This is a genomic window from Undibacterium sp. CCC3.4, from assembly GCF_034347425.1.
Taxonomy (GTDB): domain Bacteria; phylum Pseudomonadota; class Gammaproteobacteria; order Burkholderiales; family Burkholderiaceae_D; genus Undibacterium.
This window is the reverse complement of the sequence record NZ_CP133779.1, coordinates 202,639-223,010: the sequence shown is the minus strand read 5'-3', so window position 1 is coordinate 223,010 and position 20,372 is coordinate 202,639. Positions and strand designations below refer to the sequence as shown.

Below are 20,372 nucleotides of genomic sequence, written 5' to 3'. Positions count from 1 at the left end.
GATGTCGGCCGGACGGAATGAGAGAAAACCCGTATTGTACGCCAGACCGGGGTCGCCACGACAGCGCTCAATTGATTGTTACGTCAAGCTCAGGTAAGATGGCGCGCTTGTGCTGCTCGCTCGTTGGAGCAGACCACGTGTCTCGCCGTAGTTCAATGGATAGAACGTATGCCTCCTAAGCGTAAGATGTGGGTTCGATTCCCGCCGGCGGGACCAATTAGCAAAGCAGCGCCTGACGAGTATGCCCGCATGCTGTTGGCGGGAACCCAGTTTCGTTTTCAGCACTGAAAACGTGATGCTGACTAAAAGCCCGTTTGCGGCGATCCATTAAATTGTCACGACAACACTCCCAGCCTTTCGCTCCGACGATGGTGTATGAGTGCGCTTCAGGCTTTTGCCAGGCCGAAAGAAAAGCTGTTTTTACCCGCTTTCTTGGCCAAATACATGGCACTGTCGGCTTCTTTGAGTAATTGTTCCGGGGTTTGTTCATCGTTGCGAAACACCGCGATACCGATCGATGTACCGACCTGCAGTGAGCCGGCATGGCTGTTTATCGGCGCATTGACGGCGGCAATCAGGCGCGCCGCAACCTTACTCACGCTTTCATGGCTGTCGGCTTGGTTGAGTAACACCACGAATTCGTCGCCGCCCAGGCGTGCCGCCGTGTCGGCATCGCGCAATTGCTCAGATAGGCGCGTTGCGACGGTTTTCAGTACATGGTCACCCATGTCATGACCCCAACGGTCGTTGACAGCCTTAAATCCATCCAAATCCAGAAACAATAAAGCGATTTGGCGCGTTTCGCGGCTGGCGATAGCAATTAATTGCTTCAGTAACAGCATGAACGAGGCCCGATTCGGCAAATCCGTCAGCGGGTCGTGGAAGGCCATCCTTTGTATTTGCTGTTCTTTATCCCAGCGGTTGGTGATATCTTCGAACACGCCGACGTAGTGCGTAATCGTGCCGGCCTCATCGTGTATCGATGAAATCGACAGTTCTTCGAGAAAGACCTGGTCATTTTTTCGTTTGCTCCAGACTTGGCCTTTCCATTGTCCGCTGGCTCTCAATTCCGCATACAAGTCATGGAAAAACAGACTGTTGTGGCGCCCGGAATTGAGGATTTTGGCATTTCTTCCGACTACCTCGTCAGAGCGGTAGCCGGTCAGCCTGGTAAAAGCTTGGTTGACCGAGAGGATGATCGATTGAGTGTCGGTCACCATGATGCCTTCCGAGGTCGCTTCAAACACGCTGGCCGAGAGGCGGATCGCGGTATCGGCCTGGCGTAGCGCAGAAATATTCGTCACCACCGAGAAAAAACCTTTGACCAAACCGCTGGCATCGCGATCCGGTATGTAATTCGCCAAACTGTGCACGGTACTACCGTCAGCAGCAGGGGTCATGCGCTCAAATTCTTGCGTTTTGCCGGCCAGTGCCGCTTGTATGTGTGGCTGAGTTTGCTTGAACAGTGGCGCACCTAGCAGTGTCGCCATCGAGATGCCAAACAGGTTTTGCGGGCTTAGTCCAAACCATTGCGCATACGGCTGATTGGCGAATTGACAAACCAAATCATTATCCCAATATGCCACCATGTTGGGAATGCCATCGGTAATGGTGCGTATGTAGCGTTCGTTTTCTATGGTTTGAGCCAGCAATTCATCGGTTCTTTTGCGGGCTGCCAGTAATTCTTGCTCGTACAGGCTGCGCTCAAAGGTGATGAAGAACAACCAGGTGTAGTGATCGACGCCGGCTTGGCTGGTTTTTTGGCAGTTGACGTATACCGGCATGCGGTTTCCCGTTGCTGCCAGCAGTTGCAAACGAATTTCTTGGATGCGGCCGTCGCGCATCAGCATCGGCCATACATGGGTTTGCAAGAAAATACGACTCGGCATGGGAAACAGCGCTTCCATCGGGCGCGTCGCCCAATCGGCCAAGGCACCGCCGGCCAGATCAAGCAGGCACTGATTGAGCGAGATGACCTTGCCGCCCTCATCAGTCACCAAAATCGGACAGGGTATCGGATCGAAAGCAGACATAGGTAGTGTGTCAGCCCTATTGGTCGATGAAGTCGCGAATCGCGGCCACGACCAGCGATGGCGCGCTCATGTGGGCGCAATGCCCCTCGATATCGAGTATTTTGAGCTGGCTGTCGGCCAGATGGGCGTGTACATAGTCCCCCACGTTTAATGGTGCCAAGGTGTCGCGACCGTGCTGCAGGATCAGGCAAGGGCGCGTGACTTTGGGCAGATCGGCGCGGTTGTCAGAAAAAAAAGTGGTACGGGCAAAAACTTTGTTGGCCGTTGGGTCGGTCGAGCAAAAACTGTCGGATAATTCGGTGGTGATCGCATGCGCTTCACCTTGTGCCGACACCACCGGTGCCAAGTAATTGGCCCAGCCTATGTAATTTTGGTCCATCAGATCGAGCAAGCCTTCCAGATCGGCCGTTTCAAAGCCGCCGCAGTAATCAGGCGGGTGATTGATGAAGCATGGATTCGGGCCTACCAGTACCAAGCGCTCGAATAATTCCGGCCGCGCGATCGCGGCCAGCATACCTATGCTGCAACTGACGGAATGGCCGACGAAGGTGACACCGCTGTGTAAGCCTAGCGCGTCGCACACATCGAGAAGATCTTGGGCATAGCCATCGAGACTGGCATAGCGCTTGGCATCAAAGGCGGTGATATCAGATTGACCGGCACCAACATAGTCGAACAAGACTTGGCGATGCGTGCCAAGGAAGGCCGGGGTCACACGATCCCACATATTTTGATTGCAGCCAAAACCATGGGCGTACAACAGTACCGGGCCGCTGTCACCGAGCACATGAATATGGTTGCGTTTGATGATGTCGCGCGCGTGATGGTCTGATGCCATGTCGGTTTCCATTGCCTAGTAGTGGTGATCGTTGCTGTCCTAGTGATAACCAGAGTCTACCTGATATTGCATAGATAAAATATGCACTTAGGCAACAATTTTTTGATGTCCGCTGCTCGATTGCGCTTCTTTTGCTTTAACTTCAGAAATTTCCTACATATTTTCGTATTTCACTCCGGTAAAATTCCTCGCTTCGTTCAATAAGATGATGCTTGTTTTGCATGATCTTAAATTTAAGATCATGGTCCGTCGCCATGTGGGCTTTGCTGGTCGCTCGAGCTAAGCCACGATCAAGTGCAGCGGCAACATGCAGTGAGTACCGAAACAGGAGCCAGCGATTATGCTTGAATATCAATTGGTAGCACCGGAAAACTTTTCTTCTGAACAAAATTTGTTCATCCAGAAATTCAAGAAAACCATCGCTTTGTTTTCATTTCGAACGCAATTTATTTTCGGTGCCAAAGACATCGAATCACGGCATCTGATCGCTACCGATGCGTATGCGAAAATCGTCGGTTTGTCTCATGGTGCCGAAGTGGGTGGCAAGTTCGATGATGAAATGCCGTGCGAGGGAACGGTGCAATTCGCTGCCGCCTTTGTCGAGTCAGACATCGCGCTTTTCGATGGTCGCAATATCTATAAAAAAGTATCGAAACTGTGTGTGCACGAATATGCCGATGGTCTCAAGGCACGACTGTTTGATAAATATCCGCTTAAGCACCATGCCTCTCAATCGATACTAGGCTTGATCTATACCGCTCAGGAAATCAATATCAGCCAATTTTTGGCGCTGGTGCCGAATTATCTTACTGAATTTGGCATGGGTTGCGAGCTCGAAGGCGTGCATCGCCATCTGGTATTGGGTGACGTCACCTTGACTGATTATGAACACGAAATTTGTTTTCTTTTAACGCTCAATTGGAGTAACCAGCAAATCGCTGATTTTCTCAATCAGCATCGCCCGGCTGCGCATATACGTGGCCCTGAACGCATCGACAAATACCGCGAACGGATTTGCCGCAAGCTCAAGCTGACGCTGCGTGGCGATGATGATCTGCGTGCCTGCCTGATTCACATGGGCGTGCACAAAAAAATCCCCAAGTTGTTTTTTTCGCGTTTGGTCGGTCCGCTCAAGATGCGTCCACCGTTGCTGTAATGGCGGAGGGCCGTGTTCGGGCCGTCGTCATCAAGTTTTTCCTGAGTTATTTCTCTACATAGGTGCCGGCTTGTAATTGCGGCCAGTTTTGGTTGGCTTCGCTCACGTAACCGGGAATATCCTGTTGCCAGCGTTTCAGTACCACCTTACTTAAATTCAGATACAGCTTGCCATTGAGTACTTGGTACGCATGCGGATCCGTTTCCGGCGTATACCCTTGGGCTACGCCATAGGCGCAGTAACCACCATACTGTGGCGCGTATTTTTCCGGATCGGCTTTGAAGGCGGCCAAATTTTCTGCTTTACTGAAATGCCAGTCCGCCTCGTTCCAACGATACACCAATTGCGTCTTACCTTTAACGGCACGGTGCTCGGTAAAATAGGCAACCGGATCATAGCCGCGGATTGCCCCAGCCTGGGTAGAAAAAATCGGCGCGATCGCGGCCGCAAAAACACTGCTGGTCAGAGCCAGCAGCAGGGTGCTCAACAGCAAACGCAGGGAAAACGTAGTACGGCGAGTAGCCATGGTAATGCTCCTTATGAAAAATACAGATGATGGCAATGAGTCGCCGAGAACCAAGATTGACTTACAAAATATTTCCAGCAGCGCGTTCCAATTGTTCGATATCGGTACTCAAATCGATCGGCAAATACGACAACACTTCGTAGCGGCTATCGGCAAACACCTGACGATTACTGCGACCGTGCGCGAGTTCGGCCAGCACTTCGTCGCGGGCGATGAGCAAGTGTTCAATTTGCGGCGCATACAGGCGCAACAAGGCGGTGAGAAATTGATTGACCGGACGCTGGCCGTGGCGCGCACCGATCTGGAAATGTTGCAAGCCCAGGGCGCATTCTTGACGGCTCAGCCAAGCCCCTTTGGTGACCCAGCGGTTGACCGTAAATAGCCCCGTCGGCATGCCGCGGGCATCCATGGAAACGGCGAGTAAATGGGCTGGCGAGGGCGCGCGGCCAGCGCGGCGTAAGCCCAAGCTTTGGGCATGTACAAATAAATGGAAATGCCCGTGCTCGACAAAAGGGCGTTGCAAACCGGGATGGGCGTGGTAAAAATATTGTGAGGCGCGTCGATTGTCGCGCACATCTTCAGCGGGGTAGTGCTGCCATTCGAGAAATTCGGCGTCGGCAAGCACCGATTGTACGATCTGCAGCCCTTGCAAGCTCAGCGTGTGCACGCTCGCCACCACGATTTGGGCCGCCTTCCAAGCCAAGCGCAACTCTGCGGCGGAAGCGGCCGGCCAGTCGCGTTGAAATGTCAGCATGCGCGGTAAGTCTGGAGTCATCGTGGTTGCTTCTTGGCAGCTTTAAACATCGGCCGATGATGCCGTCGCGGATCAGCGCGCGACGGCGTGGGCAAGATTACTTCTTGGCGGCGCAGCAGCCAGTTTTCGCAGCGCAGCATGCTTTTTTGGCGTGTTTTTTAGCATGAGGCTTTTTGGCAGCACAACAGCCTTTTTTAGCTGCACAGCAAGATGTTTTTGCTGCGCAACATCCTTTTTTACCAGCACAAGCAGATTTCGGAGCGCAAGCAGCGACTGCCGCGACCGGTGCGGCAGCCATGGCTGTGGCGGCCAAGACAGAGGCGCTGAGAACTTGTTTGAGAGTACGTGTGAGGGATGCAGATGTCATGTCATTTTCCAATAAAGGTAAGCAGGCTAAGGGCCAAGAACCAAGGGGTAATGCAATTTCGGATGCTACAGTTACTTGGTCGGCTTGCCTACACAAAAGCTTACAAGCAAATGTGAATTATTAGGAAACAGTATTTTATTAAATAAAGTCGTTTTATATCAATTTTATATTCAGTTTTAATGGCATTCATAAAAATTATATCTGAACTGCGATGCGGGACTGTGTCGAGAATCGCACACAAAAAAAAGCGGCAGGCTCAATATTGAGCCTGCCGCTGTGTGATGTCAGCAATTCGTTTTATTGGCGAACGCGTTTTTTCGCGCCGGTAGCCGGGCTGGTTTTTGCCTTGAATGCAGGTCTGCCGCCGACTTGAGGAAAGCCAGGCTTGTCGGCTTGCAAGCTCTTGGTCAGGGCTTCAGGAAATTTTACGGCCGATTTTTTGACCGGAACGCTGACGCTGGCAGTGCTGTCGACGGCGCTGGTGCTGTCAATTGGCTGTGTGGGGCTGGGTGGTGTACTTGATTTCACTGCTTTTTTTTCACTTTCTTGGCTTGATTTGCTCGCTGTGGCGGCGCGGCGTGGCGCAGTCTTTGCTGTGCTGCTTGCTGGGCTCGCTGCGGCCACTGGTTTTTTTGCTGCTACTGGCAGCCCTGGGGCCGCTGTGGCAGTTTTGCTGCTGGCCTTAGTTGAGGTGGAAGTAGGCTTTGGCGCGGGCGCAGTATCTTTCGTTTTGCTTGCCACGGCAAGTTTTTTCGCTGGGGCAGCGCTGACTGTGCTGGCACTTGCTTTGCGTGCCGGTGCTTTCAGCGGTTTTTTCGGCGCCACCGGCGCTGTGCTGGCGGCAGTCGGCTTGGCGACAATTACGGCTGGCGTCGCCGCTGCTTTTGCCTTAGTTGCTTTGGCCGCAGCGGGGGCTTCAGGCACTTCGCGCAGCAGCGTCAATTGCGTTTGCTGTGGGACTGGGTTCTGCACTGGCGCGGCCGCTACGACGGCTGCCACTGCCACGGCTTCATGCGCGGCCGGTATCGGCTGGCGCGCTAAGGGAGCGGAGCTGACGGCCGTGTTGTCTGCTGCCAAAGCTTGCAACAGTTGCTCGCGCGTGGCACCGGCAATCTCGGCCAATTCGCGTCCGTAGGCCAGTAAGCTATCGAGTGGTGGTTGATGTTCTGCGCTGCTCAGCAAAGTCTGCGCATCGCTGGCCGACCACAACAGCGCCGAGCGTGCTGTGGCGCGCTCAAAGGCCAGCCGTGCCAAGTTGAAGTTAAGGGCAATAATTTTTTCCCATCCTCCCAGTGTGGTACTCGACAGCGCGGCAATGGCAGTCAGTTGTTTTTCGATTTGTTCGTGGGTGATGGCTGGAAGGTGCGGCGAAATCAAGGGCATAACATCTCCTGGGGTTGGGCTGCATGGTGGCGCAATGAAGTCCGGGTTGGCATTATCGCTGTAAGGTCGCACCGATTTGCACCGGTGCTAGATTGAGCGTAGCTTCTTGGCCATCGATGCGTTACGCAAACATTTCTCGCCCGATAGCCTGTTGTCGATTTTACCCTTGTATCGCGCCGACCGCTACGGAATTATTTTGCGCCGCAGCATTGATGTTGATTGCCCGGCATAGGCAGGGCGCAATTCCACCATGATTTATGGCTGCCTTCCTGCGTTTGCAGTAAAATAAAATTTTTTGTGCGGCATGAATCAACGGGTCAGTCGGTGTTGTTACTGTGCTCGTTGTTGCGGCGCAACATTTTCAAATCCACCCAATCGAGGAGCCCTGTGAATCAACCTACCAATTCCCCCGACAGTTTGGACTGCGTGCGCCTGCGCTTGCGCGAGTTCGCCCAACAACGAGAGTGGCAAGCGTTTCACACACCGAAAAATCTGGCCAGTGCATTAAGCGTCGAAGCGGCTGAATTGCTCGAACCGTTTCAATGGCTGCAAACCGGCGAGAAGCCGGAATTAGGGGCCGAACAATACCAGGCGGTGCGCGAAGAAATGGCCGATGTCTTGTCGTATTTGGTGATGCTGGCAGACCGACTCGATGTCGATCTGATCGCGGCCATCGATGAAAAAATCACCGCCAATGCACGTAAATATCCAGTCGACAAAGTGCGTGGCGATGCGCGCAAATATACCGCCTATCAGACTGACCGGCAGACTGACCTGAATGGGGTCGTCTCAGAAAACGGACTTTAAAGCACGCTAAGCCGGTTTGGGCTTACCACCCCGGTTGGCTGTTCCGTTGCTTCCTGATCAGCTCGACCAAGTACAGAACGGACAGGAACCGGACGACTGGAAGCCCATGAATACCGTGGGCAAAGGCGTGAAGGAGATTCGGATTCGGGATGCTGCCGGGGCGTTTCGGGTCATCTACGTTGCCAAGTTCGCTGATGCCGTCTACGTGCTTCACTGTTTTAAGAAGAAGACAGAGAAGACCAGTAAGCTTGATCTGGACTTGGCTGCCAAGCGTTACCGTGACTTATTGAAGGAGCTAGGCCAATGAGCAAGCAACGATTTGCCAGCATCTGGGATGCTATCGAGGACACCCCGGAAGAAGCGGAAAATATGAAACTGCGCTCCGTCCTGCTGACGGCGCTCAAGAACCACCTTACTCGCACCGAGATGAGCCAAGCGCAAGCGGCTAAGCTCTTTGGCGTGACCCAGCCACGTGTCTCTGACCTGATGCGCGGCAAGATCAACTTGTTCGGCCTCGATGCACTGGTGAACATGGCGACGGCTGCCGGGCTGCACATCGAAATGCGGGTGCGCGAAGCAGCCTGACCAGATGCGCGACCAGCCTCGTCCAGGTCAGGTCGGCGAGGATGTCAGTGATTATGCTGGCCGCGCCCGCGACCGGCATGCCGATACAACTCGGGTATCGTTGTTCGGCTCAACAGCAGCATCACCATGCTGCCGGCTGCCAGCAATCCCCAGTTCAAGCTGGGCCAGCGCAGTGCTTGTGCCAGATCGAAGAGCATGCCGCCGGCCAGACTGCCGACCATATTGCCCATACTTTGATACAGCATCTGCTGCGACATGAGGCGGCCGGTATCGGCCCCGACGCGATCGGCAAAACGGGCGGTCAGGACATCGAGCGAGGGACCGTAAAATACTTGGGCAAACGACAGCAAGATAGCCGACACGATCACCGCCGCAGCCGAATGATTAAACAGCAGCATGATGACAAAGCTGACGAACAGACAAACATAGGCAATCCGCAGAAAACGGAAATGATCACGCGTGCGAATGGCAAGTTTGGAAATTGGAATCTGGAAAAAAATAATCACCAGCGCGGCCAGCCAGAATGGGGTGGAAACCGGCAGGTCGGGGGTGTATTTGGGAATATGCAGGCTGAAACCGATCATCGGCTGTATCGCAAAACACCAGAACATCGCATTCGACAGATAGAACAAGGCCGGCAGGCGCGCCGGCTCGGCTGTGCTGGCAGCATTGGTGCCGGCTGTGGGGCGGTGCTCGTGCGCTGGCGTGCTGCGCGCAGCCGTTTGCTGTTCCGGTACGGACAGGTACGCGGTTTCATGGCGCGTAATCGCGCGCATGGCCACGAGCATGAATAAACCGTAAGCGACGAAGGTGATGAGCACGATCAGAAACACCCATTGCAAGCTGTCGTGTGGCACCCAACTGGCGGTCAGGTAGCCGAGCACCAGACCGGTGCGGATAGCGAAGGCGAGTCGGCTGAACAGAGAAGATTGATCGAGTTCGCGCAGTTTGAGCAGATAATTTTTCAAACCCGGAAATGACAAACCCGAGCCTAAGCCGGCCAGTAAGGCGAACAAGGCCAAGGCCCATGCTTGGCCGAGAAATGCCATGCAATACAGCGCCACACCTTCTAGCAGAATATTGCCGGAGACGATCAGCGGATGGTTGGCGAGCTTAGGGAAACGGCTGCCCACCAAGGCACCGAGTACCCGTCCGAGGTTGAGGCCGAATAGAATCGAGGCCGCCCAAAAGCCGGAAAAATGTTTCCCGGTTTCTGACACGATCAGTGGGGTGTACAGCGCCACGCCGGCAGAGGCGATGGCCACGCCGATGTAAATCAGATAGGAATTGAAGACCGGATTGAATTTTTTTTGCGACATGATAGAAACATAAGCAGGCGCGTGGCCTTGGAATGACAAGGCGGAGCGAAGCAGCCGATTGTACAATGAATGCGGGTTTGGCGAACGCCATGCCATGGCCGTTCCCGCCGCCACCAACAGGAGTCAAGCGCGATGCAAGAACAAAACCAGCCGGCATCGATGCCATCAGCAGCCTCAGCGGCATGGGTGCCTTCGCTGACTTCGCTGGCCTTGGCCGCGATTGCGCCGGCGGCGGCCTTGAACCGATTGACGATGCCGCAGCTATTGCAGGAAATTGAAGCCGTCACTGACGAGACGGATCCCGGTAACTTGTATATGCGGTGGTTTTATTTGCTCTCGGTGCTGGGGCAGATGTCGCATGCTCTGGAAATGCAAGCCAAAGCGCTCAGCTATCGGCAACTGTTTCGCATCGCCGATCCGGCCAAGCTAGCAGTTCGTTTATTGGTATGGATGGGACCGGGCGATAATCTCGACAACCTGCCGGTCGATTTTCTGGTGCAGGATAGTGATATCCGCGTCGACTTGGTATTTGTCAGCGCCACCGAAGAATTGCCGTCACCGTTGCCCGAACATGATATTTGTATCGTCGCTTTGGGTGAATCAGAAAAAAATAATCGTTTGCTCGATCGTATAGAGCAAATGCTGCAGGCGTGGCCACGGCCATGCTTGAATCATCCGGCCGCAGTGCGCCGCTGCGCGCGTGACCGTGCCGCCGCTTTGCTGCAGGATATCAGCGGTTTACACATGCCAGCTACCGTGCGCTGGCAGCGCAACGCGCCCGCGCCGGCGCGTTTTCCGCTGACCGTGCGCCCGCTCGACACCCATGCCGGTCTCGGCTTACGCAAAATCGATGATCTGCCGGCTTGGCAGGCGTATCTGCTCGAGTACCATGCCTGCGCACAGTTTTATGTCGCCGAGTATGTCGATTACCGCAGTGCCGACGGCTGCTTTCGCAAATACCGCATCGCCCTTATCGAGGGGGTGCCGTACCTGTGTCATCTGGCGATTGGTGAGTACTGGTTGCTGCACTATCAATCGGCCGACATGGCGCACAATCCGGCTGGCCGCGCCGAAGAGCAGCAAGTGATGGAACGCTTTGACGACGATTTTGGCCAACGTCATAGTCAGGCACTGCGCAGTATTGCTGAGCGCATAGGCCTCGATTACTTGATACTCGATTGTGGCGAGACGCAGAGCGGGGCATTGCTGGTGTTTGAGGTCGATAATGGCGCTTGGATACACGACTGTGATGCGCCGGCGGTGTTCCCCTACAAAGCCGCGATCATGGCCAAGGCCTTCGCGGCATTTCGGCGCATGCTGCTGAGGCGCAGCGGTTTGTGAGCGCGCTGCATCTGGATAATATTTTCCTTGTGTCAACGAATTACCTGCTTGCCGCGTTATAGAGAGCAGAATGCATGGCATCACGCTCATGTAATGTTCACAGGATATCGCCATGTCAGATTCACCTACTCCACGTCGTATTCACCCGCTGCTTGCCGGTGCCGCTGTTTCTGTCATCGTTGCCAGCCTGGTTGGTGTTGCCGCCATGACCGGTTTGCTGCCGACTTCAAACGGCACGCCGAAACCTGGCGATGCAGTCAATCCGGCGGCGCTGAGCAGCGACGCGAGTGCGCAAAATACTGCGTCTGGCAATGATGGACGCGGCAATCAGTTGACATCTTCGCAATCGGCCTTGTCGGGGCAAACGCAGTCGCAGCCACAGCAGCAGTCACAACAGCAGGCGCAAAACACGACGCCGGCACGCAGCACTCATCCGGTTTGTGACAGTTGCGGTGTGGTCGCCTCAGTGCGCGCGTTCGAGCAACAACCTGAACAGGGCAGTGGTTTGGGGGCGGTTGCCGGTGCTTTGCTCGGCGGGGTATTAGGGAATCAAGTCGGTGGTGGTGATGGCCGCAAACTGGCGACGGTAGCCGGTGCGGTTGGCGGTGGGTTTGCCGGTAACACTTTGGAAAAACGCAACCATACCACCACGCGCTACGAAGTACGGGTACGCTTGGACAATGGTCATGAGCGCAGCTATCAACTGAGTGCTGCGCCCGAGTACCGCGAAGGTGACCGTGTACATATCGTCAACGGCCATCCGGTCATGAACTGATCGTTTCAGTCGGGTCGCCGAAAGTCGGCGGCGATCCATTGCAGCGCCGCTTGGCGCTTGAGTTGAAATGTCGGTGCTACCTTGACCTTGGCCAGTTCCGTGCCAGCCATGTCTTCGGCGCGCAGATAGGCATACGGCTCGTCTTCATCGGGCACGATGTCGAGCATGATTTTGTAGTCGGCGCTGTCGGTGCTGACCATCAGCGTTTTATGTAATTGCGCATGCAATTGCTGCTCATGGCGACGTAATACTTCACGGGCAGTTTTGATCAAGGTGCCGAAGGCATTGGCATCGAGCGGCTTGGGGTTTTTCTTGTCGCGCCCCATGGTCCAAGGGCCGACCAGCGCGGGTTCGGCTTCGCCGTCTATGCTCATCGCCACCGCCCAGCCTTCATCATCATCATTCTTGATCACGCGTGCGGTCCAACCTTTGTCGCGCCATAAGCGTGGCTCGCGGATGCTGGCGTCGGCATCGACTTCGGTTGCGGGGAATTCTTCAGGAATAGTAGACAAGGGCGTGGCTTTATAAAGGAGCAGACAGCGGCGTGCCGGAGGTGGCACCGAAGCGCTGTTGCAAGTATTGATTGATCGATTTCGACTCGTACAGATAGCGCACCGAGCCGTCTGCTGCGCTGATACGCAGGCACGGCACTTTGGTACTGCCGCCGCCACTCTGTAAGGCTTGGCGATTGGCGGCCGAGTGCTGGGCATCGAGCAAAGTGACGCTCAAAGACAGGCGACGCATTTGCTGCCGAACTTTAATGCAAAACGGACAGGTACGGAATTGATACAGCGCTAAGTCGGCGCATTCTGCATCGACGCGTGCCTGTTCGGCGACCGTGCGGACGATGCCGGTCGGTGCAGTCAGGCGTTCTTTGAGCAGCAAGACCGGGCCTAGCACTGCACGCAGCAGTTGGAACAAGAGTTTCATTGGGTATGTGTCGGTTGGCTGCAGAATTTTGCAGGGAGTATGACATTGTAGCCGATACCCCGTAGCCCGACCGAACAGTTATCGCGTAGTTATTGCTGCGCGGCGACTTTACCGCATTGACTGCTTTTCCAATGCGCGACTTGCTCGACGCGCACATTGAGTTTGTTGCTCGCACCAGGCAATTTGCCATCTGCTTGCATGGTGAAACTCCACTCTTTGTCGTTTTTGACGCGGTATTGGCCGTGACCTTGATAGCTCAAACCCTCTGGACTACTGCATTGGAGCTCGAATTGGCCACCGCTTTCATCGGCCGAAATCGCATGGACGCTACAGCCTTTGGCATTTTCGGCAATTTTATTCTTGATGTCGGCCAAATCGATACCCTTGTTGACTTGGGCTGGCGTTAAGCAAGTTTCATTTTTGCCAGCAGCCGGTGCACCGCTTTGTTTCCGCATCATTTCTTGCAAGTTTTGGCCATTGATCAGCGTTGTATTGCTTTCTTCCCATAAACCCGGCTGCAATTTGATTTTGATGGTTTGCGCGCTGGCAGCGCTAATGCTGATCGCTAAGGCGCAGCAGAGGGTGGTGAGAGTAGAAAAGGACACGCGCATAAATTGCTCCGAATAAAAATATCAAGCAGGCAATTCTGCGCCGTGACTGCCTGCTTGACAAGAGCAACATTCTTACAAAATGTAAGTAGGATAGGACCTTACTTCGCCCAACTGTCTTTGAGCGTGGTGATGCGGTTGAACACAGGCTTGCCCGGCGTGGAATCGATGCGGTCGGCGACGAAGTAACCATGGCGCTCGAATTGCAGACGCGTATCGGCGGCAATATCGTGCAGACCGGGTTCGACGAAGGCTTGCACTACCTGTAAGGCTGCCGGATTGAGCAAGCTCATGAAATCCTTGCCACCGGCATCAGGTGTCGCATCGGTAAATAAACGATCATACAGTCTTACTTCGGCTTCGATGGCATCGGCCGCATTCACCCAGTGCAGATTGCCTTTGACCTTGTAATTGGCGCTGCCTTCGGTGCCCGATTTACTGTCGGCAAAGTAATTGCAATGAACCGCGATGATATTGCCGGCTTCATCTTTATCGCAGCCGATACATTCGACCACATAACCGTAACGCAAGCGTACCTTGTTGCCAGGGAACAGGCGGAAGTAGCCCTTGCTTGGCACTTCCATGAAGTCTTCCTGTTCTATCCACAGATGTTGGCTGATGGTGAAATCGCGGTTGCCGCGTTCCGGATGATGCGGGTGGACTGGGGCGCTGCAGGCGATTTGCTGACCGGCCGGGAAATTGTCGATGATCAGTTTGAGCGGGCGCAGTACCGCGGTGGCGCGTGCCGCTTTCGGGTCGAGGTCATCGCGCAGGCAGCCTTCGAGCGTGCTGTAGTCGATCCAGCCGTCTGAGCGTGTCACGCCTATGCGTTCGCAAAATAATTGCAAGGCTTCCGGCGTGTAACCGCGCCGACGCATACCGACGATGGTTGGCATGCGCGGATCATCCCAACCGCTGACGATTTGTTGTTCCACCAATTGGCGCAGTTTGCGCTTGCTGGTGACGACGTAAGTCAGATTGAGACGGGCGAATTCATACTGGTGCGGTACCGGTTGCTGAAAAAAGCCGCCTTCGACGCAGCGTGCGATCACCCAGTCGTAAAATGGTCTATGGTCTTGAAATTCCAGTGTGCAGATCGAGTGCGTGATGTGTTCCAACGCATCCGAGAGCGGGTGGGTGTAATCGTACATCGGATAGATGCACCACTGATCGCCAGTGCGATGATGGTGCGCGTGGCGAATCCGGTAGATCGCCGGATCGCGCAGATTCATATTCGGCGAGGCCATGTCGATACGCGCGCGAACGATGTGTTCGCCATCTTTGAATTCGCCGGCCTTCATACGTCGGAATAAATCCAGCGATTCAGCTGCAGAACGGTTGCGGAAGACCGAATCGACGCCGGGACGGGAAAAATCACCACGGTTGCTCGCCATGTCGGCGGCCGATTGGCTGTCTACATAGGCGTGGCCGGCACCGATCAGGTATTCGGCCATGGTATACAGTTGGTCGAAATAATCGCTGGCATAGTGCAAGTGTGCGACTTCGTTCTGTTGCCAGTCAAAGCCGAGCCAGCGCACGCTGTCGATGATGGTGTCGACGTATTCTTGGTCTTCTTTTTCCGGATTGGTATCGTCGAAGCGCAGATGGCAGCGACCGGCGTAATCACGCGCTAAGCCGAAATTGAGGCAGATCGACTTGGCATGACCGATGTGCAGGTAACCATTCGGCTCCGGCGGGAAGCGCGTGATCACTGCTGGCAAGCCTGGCCGCTGGTAAGTGCCGGCAGCGAGATCCTGATCGATGATTGCACGCAGGAAATTCGATACGGGTGCCGCGCTGGCGGCATCTTCTTTGTGGTGGCTGTCTTTACTCATGAAAATGGGTCGCTTTTTACTGGTAACGTTAACTGAGATGAGTATGCTGTTGTTACATAATCAGCATATTTTTGCATCAATAGGGGCTGGTCTGGCATTTTACCGTAGCAGGGCGCAGATGGCGCGTTTGTTTACGCAGTGCGGCAAAAGGCCAGGTAAGGCATTTCCCCGCCTGTTCCCGCCGACAAATTGCAGTCCGACGCGCGTAAGGCTTAAAACTCAATCGGCAACGCTGTAGAATAGCGGGATGACTACAGAATTAACTCTTACTCCCGCTGCCGACCCGGTTCTGGCACCGCATGACCCGCAATTCGTGCATTTGCGCGTGCATTCCGAATACTCGATCGTCGATGGCTTGGTGCGTATCGACGACGTGATCAAGGCGGCTGCCAAAGATCAACAGCCGGCCTTGGCCCTGACTGATCTGGCTAATTTGTTCGGCATGGTGAAGTTTTACAAGGCCGCGCGTGGTAAAGGTATCAAGCCTATCGCCGGTTGCGACACTTGGATTACCAACGAAGTCGACCGTGACAAGCCAACTCGGCTGCTGTTGCTGGTCAAGAATCGCCTCGGTTATTTGCAGTTGTGTGAATTGCTGTCGCAAGCTTGGTTGACGAATCAACATCGCGGTCGGGCGGAAATCCGTTACGAATGGTTGCAACAATTACATGAACAGGGCCTGGGGGGCGGCTTGATCGCCTTGTCCGGTGCCCATTTCGGCGATGTCGGCGTGGCCATCGATAATGGCAACCTCGATTTGGCAGAGCAGCAGGCCGCGCGCTGGGCGGCGATTTTTCCCGGCCATTTCTACCTGGAAATTCAACGTACCGGGCAGCCTAATAACGAGCATCAGGTACGCGCGAGCGTGGCACTGGCGGGGCGTTTGCAGTTGCCGGTGGTGGCCACCCATCCGGTGCAATTCATCAGTAAGGATGATTATCTCGCACATGAAGCGCGTGTCTGTATTTCTGATGGGGATATGTTGGCCAATGGTCGGCGCGTGCGCCGCTTCAGTGATGAGCAATGCTTCAAGACCCAAGCGGAAATGCAGTTGTTGTTTGCCGATTTACCGGGCGCATTACATAATTCCGTAGAAATTGCCAAACGCTGCAACCTCACGCTCGAGCTCGGCAAGCCGAAATTGCCTGATTTTCCTACCCCGGAAGGCATGAGCATCAATGATTTTCTGGTGCACGAAGCCAGTCGCGGCTTGGAATTCCGCCTCACTCAATTATTTACCAATGCCGAACAGCGCGAGAAACAACGCGCACGCTATGAAGCGCGTCTGAAGTTCGAAACCGATACCATTATCAAGATGGGTTTCCCCGGTTACTTTCTGATCGTGGCCGATTTCATACAATGGGCCAAGAACAATGGCGTGCCGGTCGGACCGGGTCGCGGTTCCGGTGCCGGCTCGCTGGTCGCGTATTCGCTGCTGATTACCGATCTCGATCCCTTGCAATACAATTTGCTGTTCGAGCGCTTCCTGAACCCGGAACGCGTTTCCATGCCCGATTTCGATATCGATTTCTGTCAGGAAGGCCGCGACCGCGTGATCCAGTACGTGAAAGACCGTTATGGCAAGGATGCGGTATCGCAGATTGCTACCTTCGGCACCATGGCAGCCAAAGGCGCGATTCGCGATGTCGGCCGGGTGCTCGATTACGGCTATATGTTTTGCGACGGCGTGTCGAAACTGATCCCTTTCAAACCGGGCAAGCAGGTAACGATTGCCGAAGCCATCGTCGAAGAACCCTTGCTGGCGGAGCGTCAGGAAAACGAAGAAGAAGTGAAAACCTTGCTCGACCTGGCGCAACAGGTCGAAGGCATCACCCGCAATATCGGCATGCATGCCGGTGGTGTGCTGATCGCCCCGGGCAAGTTGACCGATTTCTGCCCGCTGTACACGCAGGGCGGTGATTCCGGCGTGGTTTCGCAATATGATAAAGACGACGTCGAAGCCGTCGGCTTGGTGAAGTTCGACTTTTTGGGTTTAACCACCCTGACCATCCTCGACCGCGCCGTCCGCTATATCAAAATGCTCGACCCGGCGCTGGCTGATTTCGATCTCTCCAAGCTGCCGCTCGATGACCGCGCCTCGTATGAGTTGCTGACCAAGGCGAAAACGGTCGCCGTGTTTCAGCTGGAAAGCCGCGGCATGCAGGGCATGCTCAAAGATGCGCGGCCCGATCGTTTTGAAGACATTATCGCGCTGGTGGCCTTGTATCGCCCGGGGCCGATGGATTTGATTCCGGACTTTTGCAAACGCAAGCATGGTGAACGTTTCGATTATCCCGATCCGCGCACCGAAGGTATTTTGTCCGAAACCTATGGCATCATGGTGTACCAAGAGCAGGTGATGCAGATGGCTCAGGTGGTCGGCGGTTATTCGCTCGGTGGCGCCGATTTGTTACGGCGTGCGATGGGTAAGAAAAAAGCCGAAGAAATGGCCGAGCATCGCCAGATTTTCCGCGATGGCGCGGCCAAAGATGGTTTGCCACAGGAAAAAGCCGATGAGATTTTCGATCTCATGGAAAAATTCGCCGGCTATGGTTTTAATAAATCGCATGCGGCAGCGTATGCCTTGCTGTCGTATCACACCGCCTATCTGAAAGCGCATTTTCCGGCCGCCTTCATGGCTGCCAATATGTCGCTGGCCATGGATGACACCGATAAGATCAAAATTCTGGTGGAAGACGCACTCGATGTGTGCAAGCTCACGCTACTGCCACCCGATATCAACCAGTCCGACTATCGCTTCGTGCCGGTCGGGCAAGCCGGCAAGCGCTCGACCCAGATTCGCTACGGTCTCGGTGCAGTCAAAGGCTCGGGGCAAAATGCCATCGAAAACATTGTCGCAGCGCGTGAAGCGGGCGGCTCATTCGTCAGTTTGTTCGATTTTTGCAAACGCGTCGATAAGCGCCAGGTGAATCGCCGCACGATTGAATCGCTGATACGTGCCGGTGCCATGGACAGCCTTGGTAAAGACCGTGCGATTTTGTTAGCCACCGTATCGTTGGCGATCGAAGCCGCCGATCAGGCCGATGCCGCGGCCAACCAAGTCAGTTTGTTCGGTGACGATGATGACTTGATCCCGCCGCCCGAATACATCACAGTACCGGTGTGGTCGGACAAAAAACGTTTGACCGAAGAAAAACTGGCACTCGGATTTTATCTGTCCGGGCATTTGTTTGACTCGTATGCGCCGGAAGTACGCCAGTTCATCAAGACCACGCTGGCCAAACTTGAACCCTCGCGCGATCTGCGTCTGATCTGCGGCATCATCACCGCAGTGCGCACGCAAATGACACAACGCGGCAAGCTGATGATTGTCACGCTCGACGACAGTACGGCGGTAGTGGAAATCACGGTCTACAGCGAACTGATGGAAGAGTTCAAGTCACTGCTGAAAGAAGATGAATTTCTCGCCGTGATGGGCAAGGTGTCGGAAGATCGCTTTTCCGGTGGCTTGCGTATTTCTGCTGAAAAAGTGATGGATATCGGGCGCGCCCGGGTGCAATTCTCGCAAGGTTTGCGCTTGACCCTGACGGCGCAGACTGACTTGAAAAAACTGCAAGACATCTTGAAGCCACATATTAATAATGATGGCTGTCCGGTGCTGATCCGTTATCGCAATGAGCATGCCAGCGCCGAATTGTATTTATCTGATCAGTGGCGCGTCAATCCCGACGATAAGCTGCGTTTATGTCTGGGCGAGTATTTGTCGCCGCAGAATGTCATCATTGAATACGCGTAAATCATGAGCTTGAATGTACCCCGTAATCAGCCCGGTTTGTTTGGCGCATCGTCTGCTGACCGTTGGCCGCAGCAGATTCTGACTTGGCTGCCGCTGAGTTTGTTTTTTCCGGTCGGACTGATGTATGCCGGCGTCTTGTTATTTTACGCGGCACTGCTGGCGGCCGGCGATTGGCGCGCTAAATGGCAGCGGCTGAAGCAGCATCCTTTGTTGTGGCCGATTTTGAGTTTGACTGCGGTCAGCTCGATCAGCGCCTTGCTGCAGCATAGCGAGTTGGTGACGAACGATGAATTTTGGTCCGGTTTCGGCCATTACCAAACCTATTTGCTGCTGCTGCCGTTTCTGACGCTCGAAGCCGGTGCTTGGCAACGCCGCGCGCTGCATGTATTTTTTGCCGGTGCCGTGCTGGCTGCGAGTTTATTCGTGGCGAATTTTTTCCAACTGCTACCCGACAACACGCTGTTTCGCAGTTATGTCCATTACCTCGGGAATAAATCGATACTGCTTGGTATTTTGTTGGCGCTGGCGGCCGGCTGGATGTTGCATGAACTGCGCTTACGCAGCGATCATCGCTGGCTGCGCTTGCTGGCGCTGGTCTATGTGATTGCGGCCTTGGTATTGCTGTCCAAAACCCGCACCGCCAGCCTGCTGTTTCTGGCCATGGCCGCGCTGATGATCTTGCGTAATGTCCGGTGCTCGTGGCGCAGTCTGGCGCTGCCGCTGGCCTTAGTGCTCGCGCTCGGCGCAGCCACCGAGTACGCGCTGCGCATGCCGCCACCGGCTACCTGTATCATCAATGATGCCCAGGTCGCACCCTGGGATGTGGTGCGTATTCGTGCCGTTTGCAGCGTTCAACAATTGCGCGATTTTTCGGCCGGACGCAAAGTCGGCGAAGATGGCATGCGCTTGGAAATTTACCGGATTACTGCCGGCATGATTGCGCAGCAACCGTGGAGCGGCTATGGCATCGCTGCCTGGATGCCGCAATATCGGCAGCGCGCCATCGGTTTAAGCAGCGCCACGATGAGTACGCCGCACAATGATTATTTGCTGTATCTGAGTGAACTCGGCGTGTTCGGCTTACTGGCTTTGCTGGCGATCTGGATCAGCCAACTGGCGCTGGCTTGGCGCATGGCGCGCAGCGCCCTGCCGGCCCAGCGTGAGCAAGCCATGCTGTTGGCGATGCTGAGCGTGGCGATGATGCTGGGGGCGATGTTTAATGCGATACTGCGCGACGGCGTGTTCGCCATGGCCTGCATGATCTTGCTGGCGCTGCCCTTGGCCGGCGTGCGGCGCTCTTGAACCCGATCAGACGGAAAAAAATTGTTGCGGCAAGATGCAACAAGGCAGCTGGGCTG

At 54.8% G+C, this 20,372-nt stretch carries 20 protein-coding genes and 1 tRNA gene; 11 read left to right on the top strand and 10 right to left on the bottom strand.

Annotation, left to right across the window (positions count from 1 at the left end; all coding sequences use genetic code 11):
* Positions 1 to 141: 141 nt before the first annotated feature.
* Positions 142 to 216: transfer RNA gene (locus RHM61_RS01100), tRNA-Arg, on the top strand.
* 170 nt (positions 217 to 386) lie between these two features.
* Here RHM61_RS01100 and RHM61_RS01095 read toward each other — a convergent pair.
* Together RHM61_RS01095 and RHM61_RS01090 are read right to left on the bottom strand one after the other, a co-directional pair.
* On the bottom strand, positions 387 to 2,033 hold the full coding sequence (locus RHM61_RS01095) for a bifunctional diguanylate cyclase/phosphodiesterase (protein WP_322249297.1): 1,647 nt from the start codon (positions 2,031 to 2,033) through the stop codon (positions 387 to 389).
* A gap of 16 nt (positions 2,034 to 2,049) precedes the next feature.
* A complete protein-coding gene (locus RHM61_RS01090; protein WP_322249296.1) occupies positions 2,050 to 2,871 on the bottom strand; it encodes an alpha/beta hydrolase in 822 nt (273 codons plus the stop codon).
* Positions 2,872 to 3,211: 340 nt separating this feature from the next.
* Here RHM61_RS01090 and RHM61_RS01085 point away from each other — a divergent pair, with 340 nt between their 5' ends.
* On the top strand, positions 3,212 to 4,027 hold the full coding sequence (locus RHM61_RS01085) for a hypothetical protein (protein WP_322249295.1): 816 nt from the start codon (positions 3,212 to 3,214) through the stop codon (positions 4,025 to 4,027).
* A 46-nt stretch (positions 4,028 to 4,073) separates the two neighbouring features.
* Here RHM61_RS01085 and RHM61_RS01080 read toward each other — a convergent pair whose 3' ends face one another.
* Both RHM61_RS01080 and RHM61_RS01075 read right to left on the bottom strand, forming a co-directional pair.
* Entirely contained in the window at positions 4,074 to 4,553 is a 480-nt protein-coding gene (locus tag RHM61_RS01080) for a YHS domain-containing (seleno)protein (RefSeq protein ID WP_322249294.1), read from the bottom strand.
* Between the two features lie 61 nt (positions 4,554 to 4,614).
* Positions 4,615 to 5,328: a DUF6969 family protein gene (locus RHM61_RS01075; protein ID WP_322249293.1), complete on the bottom strand. Its 714-nt coding sequence runs from the start codon at positions 5,326 to 5,328 to the stop codon at positions 4,615 to 4,617.
* A gap of 152 nt (positions 5,329 to 5,480) precedes the next feature.
* On the opposite strand from RHM61_RS01075, the gene RHM61_RS01070 reads away from it, so the two are divergent.
* Positions 5,481 to 5,798: a hypothetical protein gene (locus RHM61_RS01070; RefSeq protein ID WP_322249292.1), complete on the top strand. Its 318-nt coding sequence runs from the start codon at positions 5,481 to 5,483 to the stop codon at positions 5,796 to 5,798.
* Between the two features lie 173 nt (positions 5,799 to 5,971).
* Here RHM61_RS01070 and RHM61_RS01065 read toward each other — a convergent pair whose 3' ends face one another.
* The gene (locus tag RHM61_RS01065; protein WP_322249291.1) at positions 5,972 to 7,057 is read right to left on the bottom strand and encodes a phasin family protein; all 1,086 of its coding nucleotides are present in this window, start codon (positions 7,055 to 7,057) and stop codon (positions 5,972 to 5,974) included.
* A gap of 106 nt (positions 7,058 to 7,163) precedes the next feature.
* Between RHM61_RS01065 and RHM61_RS01060 the strand changes: the two genes are divergently transcribed.
* From RHM61_RS01060 to RHM61_RS01045, 4 genes are all read left to right on the top strand, one after another.
* Positions 7,164 to 7,289 (top strand): hypothetical protein, encoded by a 126-nt coding sequence (locus RHM61_RS01060; RefSeq protein ID WP_322249290.1) that lies wholly within the window; start codon positions 7,164 to 7,166, stop codon positions 7,287 to 7,289.
* 155 nt (positions 7,290 to 7,444) lie between these two features.
* Positions 7,445 to 7,864: a nucleotide pyrophosphohydrolase gene (locus RHM61_RS01055; protein WP_322249289.1), complete on the top strand. Its 420-nt coding sequence runs from the start codon at positions 7,445 to 7,447 to the stop codon at positions 7,862 to 7,864.
* A gap of 16 nt (positions 7,865 to 7,880) precedes the next feature.
* Positions 7,881 to 8,171 (top strand): type II toxin-antitoxin system RelE/ParE family toxin, encoded by a 291-nt coding sequence (locus RHM61_RS01050; RefSeq protein WP_322249288.1) that lies wholly within the window; start codon positions 7,881 to 7,883, stop codon positions 8,169 to 8,171.
* Positions 8,168 to 8,449, top strand: coding sequence for a helix-turn-helix domain-containing protein (locus tag RHM61_RS01045; RefSeq protein WP_322249287.1), 282 nt, complete (start codon positions 8,168 to 8,170; stop codon positions 8,447 to 8,449). Before RHM61_RS01050 ends, RHM61_RS01045 begins: the two co-directional genes overlap by 4 nt.
* Positions 8,450 to 8,493: 44 nt before the next feature.
* Here RHM61_RS01045 and RHM61_RS01040 read toward each other — a convergent pair whose 3' ends face one another.
* Complete coding sequence (locus RHM61_RS01040; RefSeq protein WP_322249286.1) at positions 8,494 to 9,768, bottom strand: MFS transporter; 1,275 nt, start codon at positions 9,766 to 9,768, stop codon at positions 8,494 to 8,496.
* 132 nt (positions 9,769 to 9,900) lie between these two features.
* Between RHM61_RS01040 and RHM61_RS01035 the strand changes: the two genes are divergently transcribed.
* Together RHM61_RS01035 and RHM61_RS01030 are read left to right on the top strand one after the other, a co-directional pair.
* Entirely contained in the window at positions 9,901 to 11,109 is a 1,209-nt protein-coding gene (locus RHM61_RS01035; protein ID WP_322249285.1) for a RimK family alpha-L-glutamate ligase, read from the top strand.
* A gap of 112 nt (positions 11,110 to 11,221) precedes the next feature.
* A complete protein-coding gene (locus RHM61_RS01030; protein WP_322249284.1) occupies positions 11,222 to 11,884 on the top strand; it encodes a glycine zipper 2TM domain-containing protein in 663 nt (220 codons plus the stop codon).
* A 5-nt stretch (positions 11,885 to 11,889) separates the two neighbouring features.
* Here the strand turns inward: RHM61_RS01030 and RHM61_RS01025 are convergent, their stop codons facing one another.
* The 4 genes from RHM61_RS01025 to RHM61_RS01010 form a co-directional block, all read right to left on the bottom strand.
* A complete protein-coding gene (locus tag RHM61_RS01025) occupies positions 11,890 to 12,387 on the bottom strand; it encodes a hypothetical protein (RefSeq protein WP_322251014.1) in 498 nt (165 codons plus the stop codon).
* A gap of 19 nt (positions 12,388 to 12,406) precedes the next feature.
* Entirely contained in the window at positions 12,407 to 12,814 is a 408-nt protein-coding gene (locus RHM61_RS01020) for a glutaredoxin family protein (RefSeq protein WP_322249283.1), read from the bottom strand.
* Between the two features lie 89 nt (positions 12,815 to 12,903).
* The gene (locus RHM61_RS01015; protein WP_322249282.1) at positions 12,904 to 13,425 is read right to left on the bottom strand and encodes a DUF3617 domain-containing protein; all 522 of its coding nucleotides are present in this window, start codon (positions 13,423 to 13,425) and stop codon (positions 12,904 to 12,906) included.
* 98 nt (positions 13,426 to 13,523) lie between these two features.
* Positions 13,524 to 15,257, bottom strand: a complete 1,734-nt coding sequence (locus RHM61_RS01010; RefSeq protein WP_322249281.1) for a glutamine--tRNA ligase/YqeY domain fusion protein — start codon at positions 15,255 to 15,257, stop codon at positions 13,524 to 13,526.
* A 247-nt stretch (positions 15,258 to 15,504) separates the two neighbouring features.
* On the opposite strand from RHM61_RS01010, the gene dnaE reads away from it, so the two are divergent.
* Positions 15,505 to 19,014 (top strand): DNA polymerase III subunit alpha, encoded by a 3,510-nt coding sequence (gene dnaE, locus RHM61_RS01005; protein ID WP_322249280.1) that lies wholly within the window; start codon positions 15,505 to 15,507, stop codon positions 19,012 to 19,014.
* Positions 19,015 to 19,017: 3 nt separating this feature from the next.
* On the top strand, positions 19,018 to 20,316 hold the full coding sequence (locus RHM61_RS01000; RefSeq protein WP_322249279.1) for an O-antigen ligase family protein: 1,299 nt from the start codon (positions 19,018 to 19,020) through the stop codon (positions 20,314 to 20,316).
* Positions 20,317 to 20,372: the final 56 nt, after the last annotated feature.